General features: G+C 72.9%; 17 protein-coding genes. 7 read left to right on the forward strand and 10 right to left on the reverse strand.

Annotated elements, in window-relative coordinates; genetic code table 11:
- Positions 1 to 1,373 (reverse strand): type I glutamate--ammonia ligase (gene glnA / locus JWR81_RS04365; RefSeq protein WP_297646822.1); only part of this gene is annotated, 1,373 nt, incomplete at its 3' end.
- Between the two features lie 139 nt (positions 1,374 to 1,512).
- Between glnA and JWR81_RS04370 the strand changes: the two genes are divergently transcribed.
- A complete protein-coding gene (locus tag JWR81_RS04370; RefSeq protein WP_297646824.1) occupies positions 1,513 to 1,986 on the forward strand; it encodes an RDD family protein in 474 nt (157 codons plus the stop codon).
- Positions 1,987 to 2,072: 86 nt separating this feature from the next.
- On the opposite strand, the gene JWR81_RS04375 is transcribed toward JWR81_RS04370, so the two are convergent.
- Positions 2,073 to 2,804 carry a DUF4191 domain-containing protein gene (locus tag JWR81_RS04375; RefSeq protein WP_297646825.1) on the reverse strand — a complete coding sequence of 244 codons (732 nt, stop codon included), beginning with the start codon at positions 2,802 to 2,804 and terminating at the stop codon, positions 2,073 to 2,075.
- A gap of 25 nt (positions 2,805 to 2,829) precedes the next feature.
- Positions 2,830 to 3,831, reverse strand: a complete 1,002-nt coding sequence (gene lipA, locus JWR81_RS04380) for a lipoyl synthase (protein ID WP_297646827.1) — start codon at positions 3,829 to 3,831, stop codon at positions 2,830 to 2,832.
- Between the two features lie 306 nt (positions 3,832 to 4,137).
- On the opposite strand from lipA, the gene JWR81_RS04385 reads away from it, so the two are divergent.
- Together JWR81_RS04385 and lipB are read left to right on the forward strand one after the other, a co-directional pair.
- A complete protein-coding gene (locus JWR81_RS04385) occupies positions 4,138 to 5,070 on the forward strand; it encodes an LLM class F420-dependent oxidoreductase (protein ID WP_297646829.1) in 933 nt (310 codons plus the stop codon).
- 91 nt (positions 5,071 to 5,161) lie between these two features.
- Positions 5,162 to 5,893, forward strand: a complete 732-nt coding sequence (gene lipB / locus JWR81_RS04390; protein WP_297646831.1) for a lipoyl(octanoyl) transferase LipB — start codon at positions 5,162 to 5,164, stop codon at positions 5,891 to 5,893.
- Positions 5,894 to 6,020: 127 nt separating this feature from the next.
- Here the strand turns inward: lipB and JWR81_RS04395 are convergent, their stop codons facing one another.
- The 4 genes from JWR81_RS04395 to lpdA all read right to left on the reverse strand — a co-directional run bounded on the left by JWR81_RS04395 (position 6,021) and on the right by lpdA (position 11,448).
- The gene (locus JWR81_RS04395) at positions 6,021 to 7,274 is read right to left on the reverse strand and encodes an NAD(P)/FAD-dependent oxidoreductase (protein WP_297646833.1); all 1,254 of its coding nucleotides are present in this window, start codon (positions 7,272 to 7,274) and stop codon (positions 6,021 to 6,023) included.
- Positions 7,271 to 8,161 (reverse strand): TIGR01777 family oxidoreductase, encoded by an 891-nt coding sequence (locus JWR81_RS04400; RefSeq protein ID WP_297646835.1) that lies wholly within the window; start codon positions 8,159 to 8,161, stop codon positions 7,271 to 7,273. The genes JWR81_RS04395 and JWR81_RS04400 overlap by 4 nt, the downstream gene beginning before the upstream one ends.
- Positions 8,162 to 8,229: 68 nt before the next feature.
- Positions 8,230 to 10,008 (reverse strand): 2-oxoglutarate dehydrogenase, E2 component, dihydrolipoamide succinyltransferase, encoded by a 1,779-nt coding sequence (sucB, locus tag JWR81_RS04405; protein ID WP_297646837.1) that lies wholly within the window; start codon positions 10,006 to 10,008, stop codon positions 8,230 to 8,232.
- Between the two features lie 57 nt (positions 10,009 to 10,065).
- Positions 10,066 to 11,448 carry a dihydrolipoyl dehydrogenase gene (lpdA, locus tag JWR81_RS04410; RefSeq protein WP_297646839.1) on the reverse strand — a complete coding sequence of 461 codons (1,383 nt, stop codon included), beginning with the start codon at positions 11,446 to 11,448 and terminating at the stop codon, positions 10,066 to 10,068.
- A 130-nt stretch (positions 11,449 to 11,578) separates the two neighbouring features.
- Here lpdA and JWR81_RS04415 point away from each other — a divergent pair, with 130 nt between their 5' ends.
- Positions 11,579 to 11,926 (forward strand): oxidoreductase, encoded by a 348-nt coding sequence (locus JWR81_RS04415; RefSeq protein ID WP_297646841.1) that lies wholly within the window; start codon positions 11,579 to 11,581, stop codon positions 11,924 to 11,926.
- Positions 11,927 to 11,995: 69 nt separating this feature from the next.
- Here JWR81_RS04415 and JWR81_RS04420 read toward each other — a convergent pair whose 3' ends face one another.
- A complete protein-coding gene (locus JWR81_RS04420) occupies positions 11,996 to 13,483 on the reverse strand; it encodes a leucyl aminopeptidase (protein ID WP_297646848.1) in 1,488 nt (495 codons plus the stop codon).
- Positions 13,484 to 13,614: 131 nt separating this feature from the next.
- Here JWR81_RS04420 and JWR81_RS04425 point away from each other — a divergent pair, with 131 nt between their 5' ends.
- Positions 13,615 to 14,850 (forward strand): APC family permease, encoded by a 1,236-nt coding sequence (locus tag JWR81_RS04425; RefSeq protein WP_297646850.1) that lies wholly within the window; start codon positions 13,615 to 13,617, stop codon positions 14,848 to 14,850.
- A gap of 29 nt (positions 14,851 to 14,879) precedes the next feature.
- On the opposite strand, the gene JWR81_RS04430 is transcribed toward JWR81_RS04425, so the two are convergent.
- Entirely contained in the window at positions 14,880 to 15,101 is a 222-nt protein-coding gene (locus tag JWR81_RS04430) for a hypothetical protein (RefSeq protein ID WP_297646852.1), read from the reverse strand.
- Between the two features lie 117 nt (positions 15,102 to 15,218).
- Between JWR81_RS04430 and gcvT the strand changes: the two genes are divergently transcribed.
- Both gcvT and JWR81_RS04440 read left to right on the forward strand, forming a co-directional pair.
- On the forward strand, positions 15,219 to 16,316 hold the full coding sequence (gcvT, locus tag JWR81_RS04435) for a glycine cleavage system aminomethyltransferase GcvT (protein ID WP_297646854.1): 1,098 nt from the start codon (positions 15,219 to 15,221) through the stop codon (positions 16,314 to 16,316).
- A 42-nt stretch (positions 16,317 to 16,358) separates the two neighbouring features.
- The gene (locus tag JWR81_RS04440) at positions 16,359 to 17,462 is read left to right on the forward strand and encodes a branched-chain amino acid aminotransferase (protein WP_297646855.1); all 1,104 of its coding nucleotides are present in this window, start codon (positions 16,359 to 16,361) and stop codon (positions 17,460 to 17,462) included.
- A gap of 8 nt (positions 17,463 to 17,470) precedes the next feature.
- Here JWR81_RS04440 and JWR81_RS04445 read toward each other — a convergent pair.
- The coding region (locus tag JWR81_RS04445; RefSeq protein ID WP_297646857.1) for an adenosylcobinamide-GDP ribazoletransferase at positions 17,471 to 17,783 on the reverse strand (313 nt) is incomplete at its 5' end.

Below are 17,783 nucleotides of genomic sequence, written 5' to 3' on the forward strand. Positions count from 1 at the left end.
AGCGGGTCGATCTCGTTGTCCCGCTTGAGCGAGATCCACGTCTCGATCAGGTCGGGGGTGAAGACGCCACCCTCGAGCAGGTAGTCGTGGTCGACCTCGAGCCGGTCGAGGACCGCGGGCAGGCTGCTCGGGACCTGGGCGATCTCCTTGGCCTCCTCGGGCGGGAGCTCGTAGAGGTCCTTGTCGACCGGAGCGGCCGGCTCGATCTTGTTCTTGATGCCGTCCATGCCGGCCATCATCATCGCGGCGAACGCCAGGTACGGGTTGCCGGACGAGTCGGGGCAGCGGAACTCGAGGCGCTTGGCCTTCGGGTTGTTGCCCGTCAGCGGGATGCGGATGCAGGCCGAGCGGTTCCGGGCCGAGTAGACCAGGTTGACCGGGGCCTCGAAGCCGGGCACCAGGCGGTGGTAGGAGTTCACCGTCGGGTTGGTGAAGGCCAGCAGCGACGGCGCGTGGTGCAGCAGACCGCCGATGTAGTAGCGCGCCAGGTCCGACAGGCCGCCGTAGCCGGACTCGTCGTGGAACAGCGGCTGGCCGTCCTTCCACAGCGACTGGTGGGCGTGCATGCCCGAGCCGTTGTCGCCGAACAGGGGCTTCGGCATGAAGGTGGCGGTCTTGCCCGCTGCCCAGGCGGTGTTCTTGATGAGGTACTTGAACAGCATCATGTCGTCGGCGGCGTGCAGCAGCGTGTTGAACTTGTAGTTGATCTCGGCCTGGCCCGCCGTGCCGACCTCGTGATGACCGCGCTCCACCTCGAAGCCGGACCCGATCATGTTGGAGACCATGTCGTCGCGCAGGTCGGCGTAGTGATCCACCGGCGGCACCGGGAAGTAGCCGCCCTTGTAGTTGACCTTGTAGCCCAGGTTGCCGCCCTCTTCCTCGCGGCCGGTGTTCCACCATCCCTCGACCGAGTCGATGAAGTGGTACTGCTGGTGCGGCTCGGAGCCGAAGCGCACCGAGTCGAAGATGTAGAACTCGGCCTCGGCGCCGAAGAAGCAGGTGTCGGCCACGCCGGACGCTGCGAGGTACTGCTCGGCCTTGCGGGCCACGTTGCGCGGGTCGCGGCTGTAGGGCTCGCCCGTGATCGGGTCGTGCACGAAGAAGTTCATGTTGAGCGTCTTGTGCTTGCGGAACGGGTCGAGCCGCGCGGTCGCCGGGTCCGGCAGCAGGGCCATGTCCGACTCGTTGATGGCCTGGAACCCGCGCACGGACGACCCGTCGAACGCGACACCGTCCTCGAGGATGTCGGCCGCGGTCGAGGCGGGAACAGTGAGGTGCTGCATCACGCCGGGCAGGTCGCAGAACCGGATGTCGAGGAACTCGACCTTCTCGTCCTTGATGTAGCTCAGGACCTCTTCGGAGTTGCTGAACACCCTTACTATCTCCTTCGATCGGGGTACTTGCGCGCGACCGTATGACCGTGGTGTTGCCGCGTCATCACTCGCTTGTTTCCCAGACGTTACGGGGCTGCTCACGGGCGGTCCTCAGCAGGACGAACATAAGCTAGTGGTCATGGCCCGCTGGATCGAGTCCTGGATGCCCGGATCCGCCCCTCTTCCGGGTGGTGGCAACCCCGGCGCGTACCCGGGGGAGAAGTTCGGCCTGCCCGCCGAGGGCGTCAGCTCCGTCGCCGGGTTCGGCCGCCGCCTCGGTGCGCTGGTGATCGACTGGCTGCTCGGCTACCTCATCGCGGCGCTGCTAGCGGGACCTGACCCGCTCGTCGCCCCCAACTTCAACTGGTACGTGCTGGGCATCTGGTACCTGTTGACCGCGGTGCCGGTGGCGATCTTCGGCGCGAGCGCGGGCATGACGGCTCTGGGCATCCGGGTGGCGTCCATCGACGACTCCGTGGTGGTGGGCGTGCCGCGGGCCCTGCTGCGCACCGCCCTGATCGCCGTGGTGATCCCGCCGCTCGTCCGCGACTCCGACGGCCGCGGCTGGCACGACCGCGCCACGCGCACGATCGTCGTCCGCACCCGGACGTGAGCCGGAGCTGATCGTCCGACCCGTATCCGGGCCTGATCCGGCCGAACAGAGGTCCGGCGATCAGCTCGGCGGTTCCGGGTGAACCGTCAGCGGCGACGGGCCGTGCGCTGCACGCTGCGCATCTTGGCACCGGCGGGCATCGGGCCCTTCGGCATCGCCGCGGCACGGGAGCCCAGCGAGGCGAGGCGCTTCTCGATGGTGTCCATCTGGTCGCCGGTGATGTTGCGCGGCAGCTTCGTCATGTGGCGCTGCAGCTTGTCGAGGGGGATCTGGCCGTCCTCGTTGCCGACGATGATGTCGTAGATCGGGGTGCTGCCCGCGACCCGTGCGATGCGCTTCTTCTCCTGCGCGAGCAGGCTCTTGACGCGGTGCGGGGCGCCCTCGGCGACGAGGATGACGCCGGGGCGACCGATCACGCGGTGCACGGCGTCGAGGTGGGTGGTGCCGGCGACGCCCTGCTCCACGCGCCACTGGCCGCGCATGTTGTCCAGCGCCCAGCCCGCGGCACCCGGCTGGCCGTCGGCCTTGCCGTAGACGTTCTTCTGGACGCGGCGGCCGAAGATGCTGACCGCGGCGAGCACACCGAGCGCGATGCCGACGGGCAGGCTGATCCACTGGAAGTTCCAGAACGTCGCCACGACGAACACGACGACGACCGGCAGGAGGAACGCGCCGACCATCCAGGGGATGAGCGCCTTGTCCTCGCGGCGCTGCATCTTGAACGCTTCCCAGATCTGCTTGCGCCGTGCCTTCGACGCGGCGCGCTTCGCACGCTTGGCTTCCTGCTGCGCTGCCTTGTCGGGCTTACCACCGGCCATACGGCCAGGATACGGGTCGGGCGGCCTACCGGGCGAGCAGGCTGCTGGCCTCCTGTGCGGCGGCACCCTCGGTGGCCAGGTGCTCCAGCCCGGCGGGCAGCTCCTCGCCGCGGTGGGCCTTGGTCTGGGCGTAGAGGCGGCCGGCGCGGTAGGAGGAACGCACGAGCGGGCCTGCCATGACACCGGCGAAGCCCATCTCCTGCGCCGCCTTGGCGTGCTCGACGAACTCCTCGGGCTTGACCCACCGCTCCACGGGGTGGTGACGGGCCGAGGGGCGCAGGTACTGGGTGATCGTGATGATCTCGCAGCCGGCGTCGTTCAGGTCACGCAGCGCGGACACGACCTCCTCCGGGGTCTCGCCCATGCCCAGGATCAGGTTGGACTTGGTGACGAGCCCGGCCTTGCGCGCCTTCGTGACCACCTCGAGCGAGCGCTCGTAGCGGAACGCGGGGCGGATGCGCTTGAAGATCCGTGGGACGGTCTCGAGGTTGTGTGCGAGCACCTCCGGCCGGGAGGCGAACACCTCGTCGAGCTGGACGTCGATCGAGTTGAAGTCCGGGATCAGCAGCTCGACACCCGTGCCGGGGTTGAGCTCGTGGATCCGGCGGACGGTCTCGGCGTAGAGCCACGCGCCGCCGTCGGGGAGGTCGTCGCGGGCGACACCGGTGACGGTGGAGTAGCGCAGCCCCATCTGGACCACGGACTCGGCGACGCGGCGGGGCTCGTCGCGGTCGAGGTCGGCGGGCTTGCCGGTGTCGATCTGGCAGAAGTCGCAGCGGCGGGTGCACTGCTCGCCACCGATGAGGAAGGTCGCCTCGCGGTCCTCCCAGCACTCGTAGATGTTCGGGCAGCCGGCCTCCTCGCACACGGTGTGCAGGCCGCCGGAACGGACGAGCGCCTTGAGCTCGGTGTACTGCGGGCCGGTCTTCGCCTTCGTCCGGATCCAGGACGGCTTGCGCTCGATCGGGGTCTCGCTGTTGCGGACCTCGAGGCGCAGGAGCTTGCGACCTTCGGGTGCGATCGTCACGTTCCCCAGGCTACGCCCGGGCGTCCGGCGCAGCCGGTCCGCACCACTCACCGGGATCGGGGTTCGACACCCGTGGCGAGGGCCGTCGCGTCCCACAGCCGGCGGGCGACCCGACGTCCTGCACGCGGCGCTGCGCCGGGCGGGACCGGGGGCGCCACGGGTCTCGGCCGGGCCCCCGGGGCCGATGTGGTCCCCGCCCCAGGCCCGACGTGGCGCCGGTGACCAGGACGTCCGGCCGGTCCGGTCGGGCATCCGGTCCAGCGTCTACGACATGATCGGTTTCCTACCACGCGTAGGGTCGGTGGCGTGGACTTCCGGATCTTCACCGAACCCCAGCAGGGCGCCACGTACGACGATCTGCTCCGCGTCGCGCAGGCGAGCGAGGCCGCGGGCTACGACGCGTTCTTCCGCTCCGACCACTACCTCGCGATGGGTGACGGCTCCGGTGAGCCCGGCCCCACGGACGCGTGGCTGACGCTGGCCGCGCTGGCCCGCGAGACCTCCCGGATCCGGCTGGGCACACTGGTCAGCTCGGCCACGTTCCGGCTGCCCGGCCCGCTGGCGGTCGGGGTGGCGCAGGTCGACCGGATGTCCGGCGGTCGCGTCGACTTCGGCCTGGGCGCGGGCTGGTTCGAGTCCGAGCACGCCGCCTACGGCGTCCCGTTCCCGCCGCTGAGGGAGCGCTTCGACCGCCTCGCCGAGCAGTTCGAGGTGATCACCGGCCTGTGGCGTACGCCTGTCGGTGAGCGGTTCTCGTTCGCGGGGCGCTACTACACGGTCACCGACTCGCCCGCGTTGCCGAAGCCCGTGCAGCCCGCGGGGCCGCCCGTGATCGTCGGGGGCCTGGGCAAGAAGCGCACGCCGGAGCTGGCCGCGCGCTTCGCGAGCGAGATCAACGTCCCGTTCGCCGCGATGGACGCGGTGGCCGGGCAGTTCGAGCGGGTCGACGCGGCGTGCCGCGCGATCGGCCGCGATCCGTCCGAGCTGGTGCGTTCCACGGCCCAGACGATCGCCGTCGGCCGGGACGAGGCCGAGGTCGTCCGCCGCGCGGAGGCGATCGGCCGGGACCTCGCCGAACTCCGCTCGGTGGGCATGGGCGGCACCGTCGGCGAGATCGTGGACCGGCTCGGGCAGTGGCGCGACAAGACCGGCATCACGCGCGTCTACCTGCAGCTGCTCGACCTCACCGACCTCGACCAGATCGAGCTGATCGCGTCCGAGGTCGTGCCGCAGCTCTGACGGAGCCGGACCGCCACGTTCGAGATCGGCGAGCCGCGTCGAGAGTGGTGGGGCATCTCGTCACGACCCGGACCGGAGGTAGCGTGACCCCATGGGTTCCTGCCGTCGCTCCTCCGAGCCGGTGCGGGTCGACCGCCTCGGCACCGTCGAGTACCTCGCCGCGTGGGAGGTCCAGCGCGGACACGCGCTCGCCCGGCGCGACGGCGGCCCGGACGTGCTGATGCTGTTGGAGCACCCGTCCGTCTACACCGCGGGCAAGCGCACCCAGACCGAGGACCGTCCCGTCGACGGCACGCCCGTCGTCGACGTCGACCGCGGCGGCCGGATCACCTGGCACGGCCCCGGTCAGCTCGTGGGCTACCCGATCATCGGGCTGGCGGAGCCGCTCGACGTCGTCGACTACGTGCGGCGGCTGGAGGAGGCGCTCATCCGCGTGGCGCACGATCTGGGCGTCATCGCGGCCGGGCGCATCGACGGCCGCAGCGGCGTGTGGCTGCCCGCCGCGAACGGCCGGCCCGAGCGCAAGATCGCGGCCATCGGCGTCCGAGTGCAGGGCGGCGTCACACTGCACGGGTTCTCGCTCAACTGCGACCCCGACCTCGCCGCGTTCGACCGCATCGTCCCGTGCGGCATCGCCGACGCGGGCGTCAGCTCACTGTCGATCGAGCTCGGCCGCGACGTCACGGTGGCCGAGGTGATCGACGCCGCGCAGGCGGCCGTCCTCGACGCGCTGGACGGCGCGCTACCCGTGGCCGTGCACGAGCTGCCCCGCGAGGCCGCTCCGGCAGGCCTGGACCTGCGGCTCCACCCGTCCCTGCGCTGACCCGGCGCGCGTTCCCGCCCGGCGCTCGCGTCGCTGCGCGGGTAGGTGTCCGAACGCGCGCGTGGAGTGCCGATACTCCATCCGCTCGCACCCCCGTGTCCGTTTCCGGCGAGGCTGGTGCGGTGCGTCAGGCGGCGCCGGATGTGGCGGGAGCGCCGAGGGAGGCCAGCACCGCCTCCGCGGCCCGACGGCCGCTGACCAGCGCGCCCTGCTGCGAGGGGGTGTCGCGGTGGTCGCCGGCCACGAACAGCCCGTCGCCCAGCGCCACGTCGCTGCGCAGGGGACGCCCCGCCGGGAACGCGGGCAGTGCCTCCCGGATCTCGGACGTGTGCAGGTGCGCCCAGTCGTCGGTGGGCACGTCGTAGAGGCGGGCGAGCTCGCGCCGCACCACCGCCTCGTCGATCGCACCGCCGAGCACCGTGGACGACACGAGCGCCTGCCCGGCCGGGGCGTACTCCGGCGCGGCCGCGCTGAGCACCACGGTGTTGGTGACCGGGCCACCCGCGGCGTCGAGGTGCAGCAGCGGCGACCGGGCCGGCGCGACGGGCGGCACGTGGTAGTAGGTGGTGAGCGCGTACAGGTGCGGCACGTCGAGGCCGGGGAGCAGGCGACCGGCGGTGGTCGGGTCGGTGGCCACCACCACCGCGCGGGCGGTGAGCTCGCCGTCGGCGGTGTGCACCACGCCGGGCCGGACGTCGGAGACGCGCTGCCCGAGACGCAGCGCGCCGGCGGGCAGCGTCGCGGCGAGCCGGGCCGGGAACGCCCCCATGCCCGCACCGGGCACAGCGATCGTGCCGAGCGCGAAGCTGCGCCACACGAGCCGCACGTACGCGGCGGACGTCGTGAGCGCCGACTCGCCCAGCACCCCCGAGAGGAACGGCCGCAGGAACCGCTCGACCACGGGCCCGTCCAACCCGGCGGCGGCGAGCTCCTGAGCCGCGGACCGGTCGATGCGCTCGGCGGAGCGCCGCGGCGAGGTGGCCAGTACGCGGGCGGTCCAGGCCACGAGCTTCGCCTTGTCGAGCAGCGGGAACAGGCCGTCGGTGGCCGTGGCCCAGGCCAGCGACGGGCGGCGCGCCGGGTTCGCGAACGTGTGCAGCGCGCCGTCGTCGGCGCGGATGGCGGCGCCCGGCTCGAACGCGCGCAGCGACAGCGGCTCCGGCCGCCCGCGCAGCGCCGCCCGCAGCGCCGGGTAGGAGGTGTTGAGGACCTGGAAGCCCCGGTCGAGCCGGAAGCCGTCGACGACGTCGGTGGCGATGCGCCCGCCGGGCCGGTCGGCGGATTCGAGGAGCGCGACGTCGAGCCCGCGCCTGCCCAGCAGCTGCGCGGCCCGCAGCCCCGCGAGCCCGGCCCCGACGACGATCACATCGTGGCTCGTCATGTGCCGATGGCCGCCGCGAGCGCCTCGGTGACGGAGTGGTGGCGGAACTGGTAGCCCGCGGCCTGCAGCTTGGCCGGCACGGCGCGCTGCCCGATGAGCAGCATCTCCTCGCCCATCGTGCCGAACACACCCTTGATCGCGAACGCGGGCACCGGGATCGACGTGGGCCGCCCGACGGCCGCCGCGAGGGCCCTCGTGAACTGGGCGTTGGTGACGGGCGTGGGGCCGGTGAGGTTGACCGGGCCGGAGACCGTGTCGTGCTCGAGGGCGAAGCGGATGGCGCCCACCTCGTCGTCGAGGGAGACCCACGGCTGGTACTGCGTGCCCGTACCGAGCCGTCCACCGAGGAACGCCTTGAACAGCGGGCGCAGCGTGCCCAGCAGCCCGCCGGCGGGGGAGAGGACGAGCCCGGTGCGCAGCAGGACCACACGCGCGCCTGCGTCCTGTGCCTTCTGGGTGGCGGCCTCCCACTCGCGGCAGATCTCGGCGAGGAACCCCGAACCCGACGGGGTGTTCTCGTCGGCCGCGCGGCCGCCGGTGTCGCCGTAGTAGCCCACGGCCGAGCCCGACAGGAACGCCGGCACCCGGTGCTCCGCGACCGCGGTGGCCAGTACCTCGGTGGGGACGGTGCGGCTGTCGCGGATCAGCTGCTTGCGCGCGCCGCTCCACGGTCGGTCGGCGATGCCGACACCGTTGAGGTTGATCACCGCGTCGACGCCGTCGAACGTGCCCTCGTCGACGCGGCCCGCGGGTGGGTCCCACCCCCGCTCGTCGGGGGCGGCGGGGGTCCGGCGCACGAGACGCAGGACGTCGTGACCCGCTGCCCGCAGGTCGGAGACGAGGGCAGTACCGATCAGACCGGACGACCCGGCGATGACGACGCGCACGCGGGGATCCTCTCGGACCTGTCGGGGGCGCGCGACTCGGGCCGCGCGCCCCGGAGCGGAACAGGCCTCTAGAGACCCAGGTCGGCCTCGAAGGCGCCTTCCTCGAGCCGCGCCTTGATCGCGCTGACGAACCGGCCCGCGTCGGCGCCGTCGACCAGGCGGTGGTCGTAGGTCAGCGGCAGGAAGCACACGGAGCGGATGGCGATGACGTCGTCGCCGTCCGGTCCTGTGACGACCACCGGCTGCTTGGTGATCGCGCCCGTGCCGAGGATGCCGACCTGCGGCTGGTTGATGATCGGCGTGTCGAACAGCGCACCGGCCGAGCCGATGTTGGTGATCGTGAACGTGCCGCCCGACAGCTCGTCGGGGCCGATCTTGTTGTCGCGGGTGCGGGCCGCGACATCGGCGATCTTCTTCGCCAGGCCCGCGATGTTGAGGTCCTCGGCGTTCTTGATCACGGGCACGAGGAGGCCGCGGGGGGTGTCGACCGCGATCGCCAGGTGCACGGCGCCGTGGTAGGTCACCTCCTTGGTCTCGTCGTTGATCGACGCGTTGACCTGCGGGAACTGCTTGAGTGCCTCGATCGTGGCCTTCGCGAAGAACGGCAGGTAGGTGAGCTTGACGCCCTCGCGGCGCTCGAAGTCCGCCTTCGCCCGCGCGCGCAGCTTCGCGACGCGCGTGACGTCGACCTCCTGCACGGTGGTGAGCTGTGCCGACACCGCGAGCGACTCGGACATGCGCTGCGCGATGACCTGCCGCAGGCGCGGCATCTTCACCGTGGAGCCGGGGGCCGGCGCGCCGGGGGCGGGCTTCGCCGTGGCCTTCGGGGCGGCCGGTGCCGACGACGGCGCGACCGCGGCGGGGGCCGCGGTGGGCTCGGGCTCGGGCGCGGGGGCCGGCTTCTTGGCCTCGGCCGCGGCGAGCACGTCCTGCTTGCGGATGCGGCCGCCGACACCGGAGCCGCTGAGCGAGGACAGGTCGACGTCGTTCTCCGCGGCGAGCTTGCGCACCAGCGGTGTGACGTACGGCGCACCGGCCGCGGCGGAGTCGGCACGACGGTCGTCGGGGCCGGCGGACTGCTCGTCGGCCCGCGCCGTGGTGGCCGAACCGTTCGTGGACGGTGCCGACGCGGCGGGCTCCGGAGCAGCCGCGGGCTCGGGCTCCGGGGCGGCCTCGGGCTCCGGGGCGGGCGCGGGCTCGGGGGCCTTCTCGGCGGGTGCGGCGGACGCGTCACCGATGACGGCGAGCTGGCCGCCGACGTCGACGGTCTCGTCCTCCTGAGCGGTGATCTCCAGCAGGGTGCCCGCGATCGGGGAGGGGATCTCGGTGTCGACCTTGTCGGTGGAAACCTCGAGGAGGGGCTCGTCGACCTCGACGGAGTCGCCCACCTGCTTGAGCCAGCGCGTCACGGTGCCCTCGGTGACGCTCTCGCCGAGCTCCGGCATCGTGATGGCCTGGCCGGACCCGCTCGCGGGGGCGGTGGACGCCGCGGGAGCTGGGGTGGGCTCCTCGGCGACGCTGGACGCGGCGGCGGGCTCGGGCTCCGGCTCGGGGGCCGGTGCCTCGGCGGCGGGCGCCGCCGGCGCGGGCCTGGAGTCGCCCGACTCCGTGCCGTCGCCGATGACGGCCAGCTCGCCGCCGACCTCCACGGTCTCGTCCTCACCGGCGACGATGCGCTGAAGCACACCGGCGGCGGGCGAGGGGATCTCGGTGTCGACCGTGTCGGTGGAGACCTCGAGGAGGGGCTCGTCGACCTCGACCCGGTCACCCTCCTGCTTGAGCCACCGGGTGACGGTGCCCTCGGTGACACTCTCACCGAGTGCGGGCATCTGGACGGAGAAGGCCATAACGGGTCGGAGCTCCTCTAACTACGCGATCGGGGGTTCGGGCCGGCAGCGAGCCGGTCAGCTGTGGCTGTGGAGCGGCTTGCCGGCGAGGGCGAGGTGGGCCTCGCCGAACGCCTCGTTCTGGGTGGGGTGGGCGTGCACCAGCGCGGCGACGTCCTCGGCCTGGGCGTCCCAGTTGTAGACGAGCTGCGCCTCGCCGATGAGCTCGCCGACACGGGCGCCGACCATGTGGATGCCGACGACCGGGCCCTCGGTGCCCTCGGCTCCGCTCTTGATCAGCTTGATGGCGCCCTGGGTCTGCAGGATCTGGGACTTGCCGTTGCCGGCGAGGTCGTAGGTGAGCGTCTGGATCTCCCCGTACCTCTCCTTGGCCTGCGCCTCGGTGAGGCCCACGGACGCGACCTCGGGCTCGCAGTACGTGACGCGGGGGATGCCGGTCTCGTCGATGACCGGCGGGTTGAGGCCCGCGATGTCCTCGGCGATGAAGATGCCCTGCGCGAAGCCGCGGTGGGCGAGCTGCAGGCCGGGGACGATGTCGCCGACCGCGTAGACGTCCGGGAGATTGGTTCGCAGGCGCTCGTCGGTGAGCACGAAGCCGCGCTCCATGGTGACGCCTGCCTCCTCGAACCCGGAGTTGGCGGTGTTGGGGCCGCGGCCGACGGCGACGAGCAGGTAGTCGGCCTCCAGCTCCTCGCCGGACTCCAGCGAGATGGTGACGGACTCGTCGGTCTGCTTGGCGCCGGTGAACTTCACGCCGGTCTTGAACGCGATCTTGCGGCGGCGGAACGCGCGCTCCAGCAGCTTGGACGCGAACTCGTCCTCGTTGGGGACCAGCCGGGGCAGCGCCTCGACGACGGTGACCTCGGCGCCGAAGCTCTTGAACACCGACGCGAACTCGACGCCGATGACGCCGCCGCCGAGCACCACGACCCGCTCGGGGACCTCGTCGAGGCGGATGGCATCGGTGCTTGTGATGATGCGGCCACCGATGTCGAGGCCGGGCAGGCTCCTGGAGTAGCTGCCGGTGGCGAGGACCACCTTCTTGCCGACGTAACGGTCATCACCAACGACGACGGTGTTCGGACCCTCGAAGCGGCCCGTGCCGTCCACCAGGGTGATCTTGCGGGACTTCACCAGCCCCTGCAGTCCCTTGTAGAGCTTGGCGATGACGCCGTCCTTGTAGGAGTTCACCCCGGCCATGTCGATGCCGGCCAGCGAGCTCTTCACGCCGATCTTGTCGCCCTCGCGGGCGTTGTCGGCCACCTCCGCCGCGTGCAGCAGCGCCTTGGTGGGGATGCAGCCGTAGTGGAGGCACGTGCCACCCAGCTTGTCGCGCTCGATCAGCACGACCGACATCCCCAGCTCCGCCGCGCGCAGGGCACAGGCGTAGCCGCCCGATCCCCCGCCCAGAACGACCAGGTCCGCGTTGTGCTCGGGCACGTCTGTACTCCCTACCGAATAGCCGTCTCGCGGCATGTCACGCCGCTGCGGTCATCTTGTCACTCACCCGAACCGGACGCCGGAACTGGTCGGCCCGGAGAGACGTTCATCGCCCAGGAGGTGGGTCGACATGGGTCTGCTGGACAAGCTGCGCGGTGGGCGCCCCGGCGTCACGCGGGGTGCGGGCGGCGGGGACGAGGCGCACCTGCGGGAGTGGACGGCCGCGCGCGCGGGCGTCGAGGCGTTCGTCGAGCCCCGCACCACGGTCACGGAGACCACGATGCTGCTGGTCGACAAGGACGGGGAGTGGACGCGGCGGCGCATCGCCGGGCCCGACGCCGCCCGCAAGCTCGCGAAGAGCCTGAAGATCCCGGTCTACGACGTGCAGATCCTCGGCTACCCGCAGCGCATGCGCGATCACGACGCGCGGCAGCGCATTCTGCGCGACCGCGAGCGCCGCAGGGACCTGGGCGCCTGAGTCGCGTCCCCGCCTGGCCCGGGGCTGCCGCGCGACCGGATCTGCGCGCAGATGTGAGGTCGTCGAGCCTCAGCCGTTCGCGGCGATGTCCCTCAGCACCGCGAAGAGTGTGCGGATGGGCACCCCGGTGCCGCCCTTCGTCGTGTAGCCGTAGGGGGCGCCGCTGTGGAAGGCCGGGCCGGCGATGTCCAGGTGGGCCCAGGGCAGGCCCTCGGGCACGAACTCGCGCAGGAACGTGCCGGCCACGAGCATGCCACCCCACCGGGCGCCGGTGACGTTGGCCAGGTCGGCGACGCGGGAGTCGAGCTCGGCGCGCATGTGCTCGGGCAGCGGCATGGCCCAGCCGTCCTCGCCGCTCTCGCGGGCGAGGTCCGCCACACGGTCGCGGAACTCGTCGGACCCCATGACGCCCATCGTGCGCAGCCCCAGCGCCACCTGCTGCGCGCCGGTGAGGGTGGAGGTCTCGATGAGGTAGTCGGGGGCGTCCTCGCCGGCGCGGACGATGGCGTCGGCCAGGATCAGCCGGCCCTCGGCGTCGGTGTTGAGCACCTCCACGGTCTTGCCGCCGTACATGCGCAGCACGTCACCGGGCCGGTAGGCGGTGTCGGACGGCATGTTCTCCGCCATCGGCACGGTGGCCGTGACCGCGACGGGCAGCTCCAAAGTGGCGGCCAGGATCGTGGTGGCGATGACCGCCGCCGCGCCGCTCATGTCGGAGGTCATGGCGTCCATGCCCGCGGCGGGCTTGATCGAGATGCCGCCGGTGTCGAACGTGATGCCCTTGCCCACCAGCGCGACCTTCGCGCGCGGCGTCGCTCCGCCTGCGTAGGACAGCCGGACGAGCCGCGGCTTGCGCGACGAGCCCTGCCCCACGCCGACCACTCCGCCGAAGCCCGCCTCGGCCAGCGCGGTGTCGTCGAGCACCTCGACGGTGATGCCCGCCGCCTCCGCGAGGGCCTTCGCCCGGTCGGCGAACACGGCGGGGAAGAGGTCGTTGGGCGGGGTGTTGACGAAGTCGCGGGCGGTGCGCACGGCCGTGCCGACGGCGACGGCGGTGCGCAGGACGGCCTCGGCGTCGGCGTCGTCGCTCACCAGGTCGACCCGGGCCACGGGGGCCTTCCCGTTGCCGTTCGAGCGGTACTCGGTGAACGTGTAGGAACCGAGCAACATGCCCTCGCCCGCCGCGGCCAGGTCGATGCGCCCCAGCGTCGAGACGGCGTGGCCGGTGCCCGACAGCGCGCGGGCCGCGGACCCGGAGGCGCGGCGGACCTGCTCCGCGCCCGGGGCGCCGTCGGCGCCGGGCTTGCCCAGCCCCACGGCCACGAGCAGCGGTGCCGCGACCGTGCCGCGGGTCGGGATCTTCACGACCTCGTCGGCCTTGCCGGTGGCCCCGGCCACGGCGAGCAGTGCGGCGAGGCCGCCGTCGAACGCCGCGTCGATCTCCTCCGCACCCGGCGCGAGGACGGGCGCACCCTCCCCGGAAAGCGTGCCGACCACAACGGCGTCGGCCTCGGAGGTGGCGGGGGACCCGCTCGCGATGTTCAGCTCGGTGGACACGTCACGGCCTTTCACGTTGGGCCTTTCGAAGTGCGGAGTCCCTCGGCGAGACCTCTTCGAGATGCTAATGACACCCGTGATCCGTCGGATCGGGCAGGCCCGGATGCTTGGGTGGGTAGGTGTCCTCGAGCGTGCAACGCCGCCTCGGCACGGCAGACGCCGTCGTGCTGGGCCTCGCAGCGATGGTGGGCACGGGTGTCTTCGCCGTCTGGGGACCCGCGGCCGCGGCGGCCGGCCCCTGGCTGCTGCTGTCCGTGGTGCTCGCCGGTGTGGTCGCGGCCTGCAACGCGGCCTCCACCGCCGACCTCGCCGTCGCCCACCCGGAGAGCGGCGGCGGCTACGTCTACGCCCGCGAACGGGTCTCGCCCGCGGCCGGGCGGCTCGCGGGCGTCGCGTTCCTGGTGGGGAAGTCCGCGTCGGCGGCCGCGGCGGCCGGGGTGTTCGGCAGCTACGTGCTCCCGTCGGCGCCGCTGCCCGCGGCGATCCTCGCCGTCGTGGTGTCCACCGCGCTCAACACCGCGGGCGTGCGCTGGACGTCACGCGGGGCGTACGCGCTGGTGGGCGGCACGCTCGTGGTGCTGCTGCTCGTCGTCGTCGTGGGGCTGTCGGGCTCCGGCGGTGGCGATGCGGTGGCCGCGGCCGCCCAGACCGCGCCCGTCCCGGTGCAGGGCGGGCCGCTGGGCGTCCTGACGGCCGCGGGCCTCGTGTTCTTCGCCTTCGCGGGCTACGCGCGCATCGCCACGCTCGGCGAGGAGGTGCGCGACCCCCGCCGGACGCTGCGCCGCGCGATCGCCGTCGCGCTCGGCATCGCGCTGGTCGTCTACCTGCTGGTGGCGGTGGCGCTGCTGGTGGGCATGGGATCCGAGCACCTGGCGGGGGAGACGTCCCCGCTCGTCGCCCTGGTCGACTCCGGCCGTGCGCCGGGGCTCGGCGTGCTCGTCCGCGTGGGGGCGGCGGTCGCGGCCGGGTCCGCGCTGCTGTCCGTGCTGGTCGGGCTGAGCCGGACGGGACTCGCGATGGCCCGCCGCGGCGAGCTCCCGACCTGCCTCGCCGTCATCGGGCCACGGGGCACGCCCTGGCGCGCCGACCTCGTGGGCGGGCTCGTCGCCGTCGTCATCACGGTGCTCGCCGGGCCTGCCGCGGCGATCGCGCTCTCGGCCTGCTCGGTGCTCGTCTACTACGCCGTGATCAACGTCGCGGCGCTGCGCCTGCCCGCCACCGAGCGGCGTTGGCCGGCGTGGACGGCGGTGCTGGGGCTCGTGCTGTGCGTCGGCCTCGCGGCGCTGCTGCCGCTGACGCAGGTGCTCATCACCGCCGCGGTGCTGCTCGTGATCTGGACGGCGTGCACGGTGCTGCCCCGCCGGTGATCACGGGGCGAGCAGCCGCTCCAGGTCACTCAGGTCGCCGAGGCGCAAGTCCCGTCCAGGCCCCTGAGCGCCGCGGTCGCGGAGGTCGTCGTACCGCAGGGACGGCTGGCGGCCGCGGCTGCGTCCACGGCGTCGTCGAGGTCCGGGCGCACCAGCCGGACGGTGCGCGGGGCGCGGTTGCCGTGGGCGACCGCCAGCACCTCCGCCGTCGCGAAGCCGTACTCGACGGCCCAGGTCCGGGCCCGTTCCACGGCGGCCTGAGTCGACGAGCGTGCTGTCCGTGTCGAAGAACACTGCATCGATCATCATCGGGTCGATCACGATGGCGTCGGTGGTCGTCGTGTCCACGGCCGGTAGCGTCGCATCCCGTGGACGACCTGCTCACCAGCCCGCTGCACGACCGGCACACCGCGCTCGGCGCCACCCTCGGCGAGTTCGGCGGCTGGTCGATGCCGATCTCGTACCCGGACGGCACGGTCGCCGAGCACACGGCCGTGCGCGAGGCGGTCGGGATCTTCGACGTCAGCCACCTCGGCAAGCTCGCGATCACCGGGCCGGGCGCGGCGGAGTTCGTCAACGGCTGCTTCACCGCCGACCTGGGGAAGATCGGGCCGGGCCACGCGCAGTACACGCTGTGCTGCACCGACAGCGGCGGCGTCGTCGACGACATCATCGTCTATCTCGTCGGGCCGGACGAGGTGCTCGCCGTGCCCAACGCCGCCAACGCCGCGCGGGTGGCCGCCATGCTGCGCGCGGCCACCCCGGACGGCATCACGATCACCGACCAGCACCGCGACCTGGCCGTCCTCGCGGTGCAGGGGCCGCTGTCGGGCGCGCTGTTCAGCACGATGTTCAAGGGCTTCGAGGCCGTCTCGGGGCTGGACTACATGGCGTTCACCGACGCGGGCGCCGTGCGCGTCTGCCGCACCGGCTACACCGGCGAGCGCGGCTACGAGCTGCTCCTGCCCGCGGCCAGTGCCCCGGGCATCTGGGACGGGCTGCTGGCCGGCGCGGAGTCCCTCGGCGGCCGCCCGTGCGGCCTCGCCGCTCGCGACACCCTGCGCACCGAGATGGGCTACCCGTTGCACGGCCAGGACCTCTCGGTCGACATCTCCCCGGTGCAGGCCGGCAGCGGCTGGGCCGTCGGCTGGTCGAAGCCGCAGTTCTGGGGCCGCGACGCGCTCGTGGCCGAGAAGGAGGCCGGGCCCGCACGTCGCCTGCGCGGGCTGAAGGCCACCGGGCGCGGCATCCCGCGCGCCGGCATGGACGTCCTCGTCGACGGGCAGCGGGTCGGCGTCACCACGTCCGGCACGTTCTCGCCGACACTCAAGGCCGGCATCGCGCTCGCGTTGATCGACACGGCGTCGGGCGTCGGGCTCGACGACACCGTCACCGTCGACGTGCGGGGCCGGGCCCTGGAGTGCACGGTGGTCAAGCCGCCGTTCGTCACGTCGCACGTGCGGTAGGCAGCCGACCACCGGGTTGTCCCAGGCGTTACCGTCTAGGTCATGAGCTCGCCGTTCGTCCGGACCCCCCATCCCGCGCCGACGCCGGAGGCCCGGCGCGCGGAGATCCTCACCGCCCCCGGCTTCGGCCGGTACTTCACCGACCACATGGTGACGATCCGCTGGTCGGCGGCGCAGGGCTGGCACGACGCGGAGGTCAAGCCCTACGGCCCGATGACGTTCGACCCCGCGTCGATGGTGCTGCACTACGGCCAGGAGATCTTCGAGGGGCTCAAGGCCTACCGCCAGCCCGACGGCTCGATCGCCTCGTTCCGCCCGGAGGCCAACGCAACGCGCTTCCGCGGCTCGGCGGCCCGGCTGGCGATGGCGGAGCTGCCCGAGGAGCTGTTCCTGGGGTCGATCTCGGAGCTCCTCGCCGTCGACCACGAGTGGGTGCCCGCCGCGGGCGGCGAGGACTCCCTCTACCTGCGCCCGTTCATGCTGGCCACCGAGGTCGGCCTGGGCGTGCGCCCGTCGGCGGAGTACCTCTACGCGCTCATCGCCTCGCCCGCGGGCCCGTACTTCTCCGGCGACCTCAAGCCCGTCGACGTCTGGCTCTCCACCGAGTACACGCGCTCGGCGCTTGGCGGCACCGGCATCGCGAAGTGCGGCGGCAACTACGCCGCCTCGCTGCTACCGCAGGCCCAGGGCGCCGAGCACGGCTGCGCGCAGGTGGCCTACCTCGACGCCGAGGAGCGCACGTGGATCGACGAGATGGGCTCCAACAACCTGTTCTTCGTCTTCGGCTCCGGTGACGACGCCGAGGTGGTCACCCCGTCGCTGACGGGCAGCATCCTCGCCGGGGTCACCCGCGACTCGCTGCTCGTGCTGGCCAAGGAGCTGGGCTGCCAGGTCACCGAGCGGCGCGTGTCGGGCCAGGAGTGGCTCGAGGGTGCGGCCGACGGGCGCATCTCCGAGGTCTTCGGCTGCGGCACAGCCGCGGTGATCACGCCCATCGGCGGCGTCAAGCACGCGGGCGGCGAGGTGACGATCGGCGGCGGCGAGACCGGCCCGATCACGGCGAAGCTGCGCGCCCTGCTGACCGACATCCAGCGGGGTACCGGCGCCGACACGCACTCCTGGATGCGCACGCTGCACCCCGCCTGATCCCGGGGTCAGGTCGCCAGGGCCACCAGCGCGGCGGTCGCCGCGACCTCCGCGGCCGCGCCCAGGACGTCGCCCGTCATGCCGCCGAAGCGCCGGCGGGTGTGCCAGGACAGGGCCACCACCAGCAGCGCCCCGAGCGCCACGCCCACCACACCGCGGACGCCGGCCAGCGCCCAGCCGGCCGCGGCCAGCACCAGCCACCACGCGACGGCCACGAACCACGGCTGCGAGCCCGCCACCGTGGCGCCCAGCCCGCCCGGACGCGCGGCGGGCACCCCGCGCCGCGCCACCCACGTGAACCCGGCCCGCCCCGACGCGACG

Source organism: Pseudonocardia sp., from assembly GCF_025965585.1.
Classification (GTDB): domain Bacteria; phylum Actinomycetota; class Actinomycetes; order Mycobacteriales; family Pseudonocardiaceae; genus Pseudonocardia.

Bases quoted from the DNA above. Each gene is read 5' to 3' on its own strand.
- JWR81_RS04370 (WP_297646824.1), top strand. From the start codon at position 1,513: ATGGCCCGCTGGATCGAGTCCTGGATGCCCGGATCCGCCCCTCTTCCG.
- JWR81_RS04375 (WP_297646825.1), bottom strand. From the start codon at position 2,804: ATGGCCGGTGGTAAGCCCGACAAGGCAGCGCAGCAGGAAGCCAAGCGT.
- lipB (WP_297646831.1), top strand. From the start codon at position 5,162: ATGGGTTCCTGCCGTCGCTCCTCCGAGCCGGTGCGGGTCGACCGCCTC.
- JWR81_RS04395 (WP_297646833.1), bottom strand. From the start codon at position 7,274: ATGACGAGCCACGATGTGATCGTCGTCGGGGCCGGGCTCGCGGGGCTG.
- sucB (WP_297646837.1), bottom strand. From the start codon at position 10,008: ATGGCCTTCTCCGTCCAGATGCCCGCACTCGGTGAGAGTGTCACCGAG.
- JWR81_RS04415 (WP_297646841.1), top strand. From the start codon at position 11,579: ATGGGTCTGCTGGACAAGCTGCGCGGTGGGCGCCCCGGCGTCACGCGG.
- JWR81_RS04440 (WP_297646855.1), top strand. From the start codon at position 16,359: ATGAGCTCGCCGTTCGTCCGGACCCCCCATCCCGCGCCGACGCCGGAG.